The following is a 5,324-nucleotide window of genomic DNA, read 5'->3' as shown; positions in this document are numbered from 1 at the left end:
GATGGTCTCGTCCGACATCGCCGGCACGTAGGCGCCGCCGGCGGTGCACGAGCCCATCACCACCGCGACCTGCGGGATGCCCTTGGCCGACATGTTGGCCTGGTTGTAGAAGATGCGGCCGAAGTGGTCGCGATCGGGGAAGACCTCGTCCTGCCGCGGCAGGAAGGCGCCGCCCGAGTCGACCAGGTAGATGCAGGGCAGGTTGTTCTGCTCGGCGATCTCCTGCGCGCGCAGGTGCTTCTTCACCGTCATCGGGTAGTAGGTCCCGCCCTTCACCGTGGCGTCATTGGCCACGATCATGCACTCGATGCCCTTCACCCGGCCGATGCCGGTGATGACGCCGGCGCTCGGCGCCTCGTCGTCGTACATGCCGAGCGCGGCGAGCTGCCCCACCTCGAGGAAGGGGGTGCCCGGATCGAGCAGGTGATTGACGCGGTCGCGCGGCAGCAGCTTGCCGCGCGCGCTGTGCTTGGCACGCGCCGCCTCGCCGCCGCCGAGGCCGACCTGGGTCGCCTTCGCGCGCAGGTCCTCGACCAGGCCGCGCATGGTCTTCGCGTTGTTCTGGAAGTCCTCGCTGCGGGTGTTGATGCTGGATTTGATGACGCTCATCGCTGGACGCTCCGCTCAACGCGTTTCGGAAAAGAGTTCGCGACCGATCAGCATGCGCCGGATCTCGCTGGTGCCGGCGCCGATCTCGTACAGCTTGGCGTCACGCCACAGGCGGCCGGCGGCGTAGTCGTTGGTGTAGCCCACGCCGCCCAGCGCCTGGATCGCCTCGCCCGCCATCCAGGTGGCCTTCTCGGCGGTGTAGAGGATCACGCCGGCGGCGTCCTTGCGCAGGCTGCGCGCGTGGTCGGTCCGATCGCAGGCCTGGCCGACGGCATAGGTGTAGGCGCGGCACGCGCTCCAGGTGGAGTACATGTCGGCGATCTTGCCCTGCATGAGCTGGAACTCGCCGATCGGGGTGTCGAACTGCTTGCGCTCGTGCAGGTAGGGCACGACCACGTCCATGCACGCCGCCATGATGCCGAGCGGGCCGCCGGAGAGCACCGCACGCTCGTAATCGAGGCCGCTCATGAGCACCTGCACGCCGCGGCCGATGTTGGCCTCGCCGCCGAGCACGTTCTCGAGCGGCACCTCGACGTCGTCGAAGAAGAGCGGGAAGGTGTTGGAGCCGCGCATGCCGAGCTTGTCGAGATGGGTGCCGCAGGTGAAGCCCTTCATGCCCTTCTCGATGATGAAGGCGGTGATGCCCTTGGGGCCGGCGGCGATGTCGGTCTTGGCATAGACCACCAGGGTGTCGGCGTCGCCGCCGTTGGTGATCCACATCTTGCTGCCGTTGAGCACGAAACGATCGCCCTTGCGGTCGGCGCGCAGCTTCATCGACACCACGTCCGAGCCGGCGTTGGGCTCGGACATCGCCAGCGCGCCGACGTGATCGCCCGAGATCAGCTTCGGCAGATACTTCCGCTTCTGTTCCTCGGTGCCGTTGCGGCGGATCTGGTTGATGCACAGGTTGGAGTGGGCGCCGTAGGAGAGGCCGACCGAGGCCGAGGCGCGCGAGATCTCCTCCATCGCCACGATGTGGGCGAGGTAGCCCATGTCGGTGCCGCCATACTCCTCGCTCACCGTCATGCCGTGCACCCCGAGGTCGCCGAGCTTCTTCCACAGGTCGGCGGGGAACTCGTTGACGCGGTCGATCTCGGCCGCGCGCGGGGCGATCTCCGCGGCGCAGAAGGACTGCAGCGTGTCGCGCAGCGCGTCGATGGTCTCGCCGAGGTTGAAGTTCAGGCTGGGCACGTTCATGGGGTGTCTCCTTCTCGAGGTTGTCCTGGCGCAGCGGGCACGGCGCGCACACCCATTATGGTCGGCACCTGCCCGGCGATCGACGCAGCTTAGCCGCACCGCCCGCCCGACGAGTGCCATCGAGGTTGCAATTCGTGCCAGGCGGTCTAGGATTTTCGGGATGACGATACTCACCCCCTCGCCCGCCGAGCTCAGCCGCGGCCGCGCCGCCACGCCGATGGCGTTCATCCGCGCGATCGTCCTCGGCTACCGCCGACGGGGAATGGATCCGGCCAGCGCCCTGCAGCGGGCGCAGATCCCGCCAGAACGCCTCGACGACCCCGACGCGCGCGTCACCGCGGCGCAGATGGAGGTGATGTCGGGGGTGGCGATGCAGGCGCTCGACGACGAAGCGCTCGCCTGGTTCTCGCGCCGCCTGCCATGGGGCAGCTACGGCATGCTGTGTCGGGCCTCGCTCACCTCGCCGACGCTGGAAGTGGCGCTCAAGCGCTGGTGCCGCCATCACCGGCTGCTCACCGAGGACATCGTTTTCGAGCTCGTCCCGCCACGCTCGCCGCAGCGCGGCAACGCGCTGATCCGCGTCACCGAGAACGTGGCGCTCGGCGAGCTGCGCGAGTTCTGCCTCGTCAGCACGCTGCGCTACCTGCTCGGCTACGCCTGCTGGGCGATCGACTCGCGCATCGCGCTCGCCGAAACCACCCTGCCCTTCGCCGCCCCGCCGCACGCCGACGCCTATCGCTACCTTTTCGACGGCCCGGTGCGCTTCGAGGCGGACGCCGCCAGCCTGGCCTTCGACGCCCGCTACCTGGCGCTGCCGGTGCGGCGCGACGAGAAGGCGCTGCAGGCGATGCTGCAGCGCGCGCTGCCGCTCACCGTGCTGCAGTACCGCCGCGACCGGCTGCTGGTGCATAGCGTGGCGCAGATGCTCGCCGCCGATCCGTCGGCCGCCCACACCGCGGAGGCGGTCGCCGGGAAACTCAACATCTCGGTGCGGACCCTGCACCGGCAGCTGAAGGAGGAAGGGGTTTCGCTGCAACAACTGAAGAACGAGGCGCGGCGCGAGCGTGCGATCAGGCTGCTGCTGCAGACGCGCAAGCCGGTGAAGCAGGTCGCGTCGGCGGTGGGCTTCGACAGCGAGAAGAGTTTCGCCCGGGCGTTCCGCGAATGGACGGGGGCGGCGCCGAGCGCGTTCAGGGCGGGCGCCGGCGCGCCCACGGCCGGATCCGGGCCTGGGGGAAGCGGGGACGCCGCTGCCGGGGAAGGTTCGGCGCGAGGCTGAGCGGAAAGGATGCGGGCGGTCGTTCGCGACCGCCCGCCGCGATCAGTCGATCCCGAGTTCGAGCGCGACCTTGCCGAACTGCTGGCCCGACTCGAGCCGGCGCAAGGCTTCATGCGCGCGCTCGAGCGGGAACGCGCTGTCGATCATCGGCTCGATGCGATGGCGCTCGACGAAGGCGAGCAGGTTGCGGAACTCCGACAGGTCGCCGCCGGTGGAGCCGAGGATCTGCAGCTGGCGGATGAAGATGCGGCGCAGGTCGGCCGGCGGCTGGTCGCCCGAGGTCGCGCCGCAAGTCACCAGGCGGCCGCCGCGCACGAGGGATTTCATCGCCGCCGACCACACCGCCTCGCCCACGTTCTCGATGACGACATCGACGCCGCGCCCGCCCGTATAGGCCATCACCGCCTTCGCCACGTCCTGCTTCGTGCCGTTGATGCCGTGATCGGCGCCCATCGCCAGCGCACGCTCGAGTTTGCCGTCGTCGCGCGAGGTCACGATCACCCTCGCACCGATCGTCTTCGCCAGCTGCATCGCGGCGAGCGAGACCCCGCCGCCGATGCCGAAGATCAGCACCGTCTCCCAGGGCTGAAGCCGCGCCTTGGTGAACACCATCCGCCATGCGGTGAGATGGTTCACGCCGAGCGCCGCGGCCTGCACGAAGCTCAGGCCGGGCGGGACCGGAAACACGTTCCTGGCGGGCACGCTGATCCACTCCGCGAAGGTGCCGTCGCGATGCTCGCCGAGCCACTGGACGCGGGTGCACAGCACGCTCTCGCCGCGCTCGCAGAACTCGCAGCGGCCGCAGGAGACGGCCGGGTGCAGCACGACCCGCTGGCCGGGTGCGAGCAGGGTCTCGCCGGCATCGACCTCGTCGACGATGCCCGCGCCATCCACCCCCATGATCTGGGGCAGGGCATGGCTGATGCCCGCGCCGCTGTTGCGCATGTAGAGGTCGACCTGATTGAGGGTCGCCGCCTGCAGGCGGACGAGCACTTCGCCCGGCCGGCGCGCGGGCCGCTCGCGCTCGCCGACCTCGACCACCTCGTTGCCGCCGTGGCCGGTAATGAACACTGCCTTCATTCGCTTTCCTCCCCTGTCCTGCGTCCTCAGACGCGCTCGATCACCATCGCGATGCCGTGGCCGACACCGATGCACAGGCTGACCACAGCATAGCGGCCCTGGCGTCGGTGCAGCTCGCGCGCCGCGCTCAGTGCGATGCGCGCGCCCGAGGCGCCGAGCGGGTGGCCGATCGCGATCGCGCCGCCGTTCGGATTGACGCGCGCATCGTCGAACGCCACGTCCAGCAGCCTGAGGCAGCCGAGCACCTGGGGCGCGAAGGCCTCGTTGATCTCGATCACGTCCATGTCGGCCAGGGTGAGGCCGGCGCGCGCCAGCGCCTTGGGGATCGCATACGCGGGGCCGACGCCCATGATGCGCGGCGCCACCCCGGCGACCGCGCCGGCGAGGATGCGCGCCATCGGCTTGGCGCCCGCGCGCTCGCCCGCCGCGGCACTGCCCACCAGCAGCGCGGCGGCGCCGTCGTTGATGCCGGAAGCATTGCCGGCGGTGACCACGCCGCCGGCGAACAGCGGCTTGAGCCCCGACAGCGACTCGAAGCTGCTCTCGGGCCGCGGATGCTCGTCGTCGGCCACCAGGATCGGCGGCGTGCGGCGGCCGGTCGGCACCTCGATCGGCAGGATCTCGTCGGCGTAGAAGCCGTCAGCCTTTGCCGCCGCGTAGCGCGCCTGCGAGGCGGCGGCGAAGCGGTCGGCCGCCTCGCGGTCGATGCCGAACTCGGCGGCGATGTTGTCCCCGGTCTCGGGCATGCTGTCGTTGCCGAACTGCTCGACGATGCGCGGATTCGGGAAGCGCGCGCCGATCGTGGTGTCGAACACCTTGAAGTCGCGGCTCCAGGCCGACTCGGCCTTGGCGACGACGAAGGGCGCGCGGCTCATGCTCTCGACGCCGCCCGCGACGTAGAGCTCGCCCTCGCCGCAGCTCACCGCGCGCGCGCTGTCGATCACCGCCGCCAGGCCGCTGCCGCACAGCCGATTCACGGTCTGGCCCGCGACCTCGGTCGGCAGGCCGGCGAGCAGCGCGGCATGGCGCGCGACGTTGCGGCTGTCCTCGCCGGCTTGCGCGGCGCAGCCGAGGATGACGTCCTCGACGTCGGCGGCCTCGAAGGCGGAGCGGGCCAGGAGTTCGCGCATCACGGTGGCGACCAGGTCGTCGGGACGGA

Annotated in this window: 5 protein-coding genes; 1 reads left to right on the top strand and 4 read right to left on the bottom strand. The window is 70.4% G+C overall.

Features of this window, described 5'->3' with window-relative positions; all coding sequences use genetic code 11:
* Nucleotides 1–609: carboxyl transferase domain-containing protein (locus BB334_RS17885; RefSeq protein WP_332835036.1), on the bottom strand; the 609-nt coding region annotated here is incomplete at its 3' end.
* Between the two features lie 15 nt (nucleotides 610–624).
* Nucleotides 625–1,806, bottom strand: coding sequence for an isovaleryl-CoA dehydrogenase (locus BB334_RS15405; protein WP_068809368.1), 1,182 nt, complete (start codon nucleotides 1,804–1,806; stop codon nucleotides 625–627).
* 160 nt (nucleotides 1,807–1,966) lie between these two features.
* Between BB334_RS15405 and BB334_RS15400 the strand changes: the two genes are divergently transcribed.
* Nucleotides 1,967–3,085: an AraC family transcriptional regulator gene (locus BB334_RS15400; protein ID WP_068809367.1), complete on the top strand. Its 1,119-nt coding sequence runs from the start codon at nucleotides 1,967–1,969 to the stop codon at nucleotides 3,083–3,085.
* Nucleotides 3,086–3,127: 42 nt separating this feature from the next.
* Here BB334_RS15400 and BB334_RS15395 read toward each other — a convergent pair whose 3' ends face one another.
* The gene (locus BB334_RS15395; RefSeq protein WP_068809366.1) at nucleotides 3,128–4,165 is read right to left on the bottom strand and encodes a zinc-binding dehydrogenase; all 1,038 of its coding nucleotides are present in this window, start codon (nucleotides 4,163–4,165) and stop codon (nucleotides 3,128–3,130) included.
* A 26-nt stretch (nucleotides 4,166–4,191) separates the two neighbouring features.
* A partial coding sequence (locus BB334_RS15390) for a 3-oxoadipyl-CoA thiolase (RefSeq protein WP_068809488.1) occupies nucleotides 4,192–5,324 on the bottom strand: 1,133 nt, incomplete at its 5' end.

The organism is Thauera phenolivorans, from assembly GCF_001696715.1.
Classification (GTDB): Bacteria; Pseudomonadota; Gammaproteobacteria; order Burkholderiales; family Rhodocyclaceae; genus Thauera; species Thauera phenolivorans.
The sequence above is the reverse complement of the archived record's forward strand: the minus strand, read 5'-3'. Positions and strand labels throughout refer to the sequence as shown.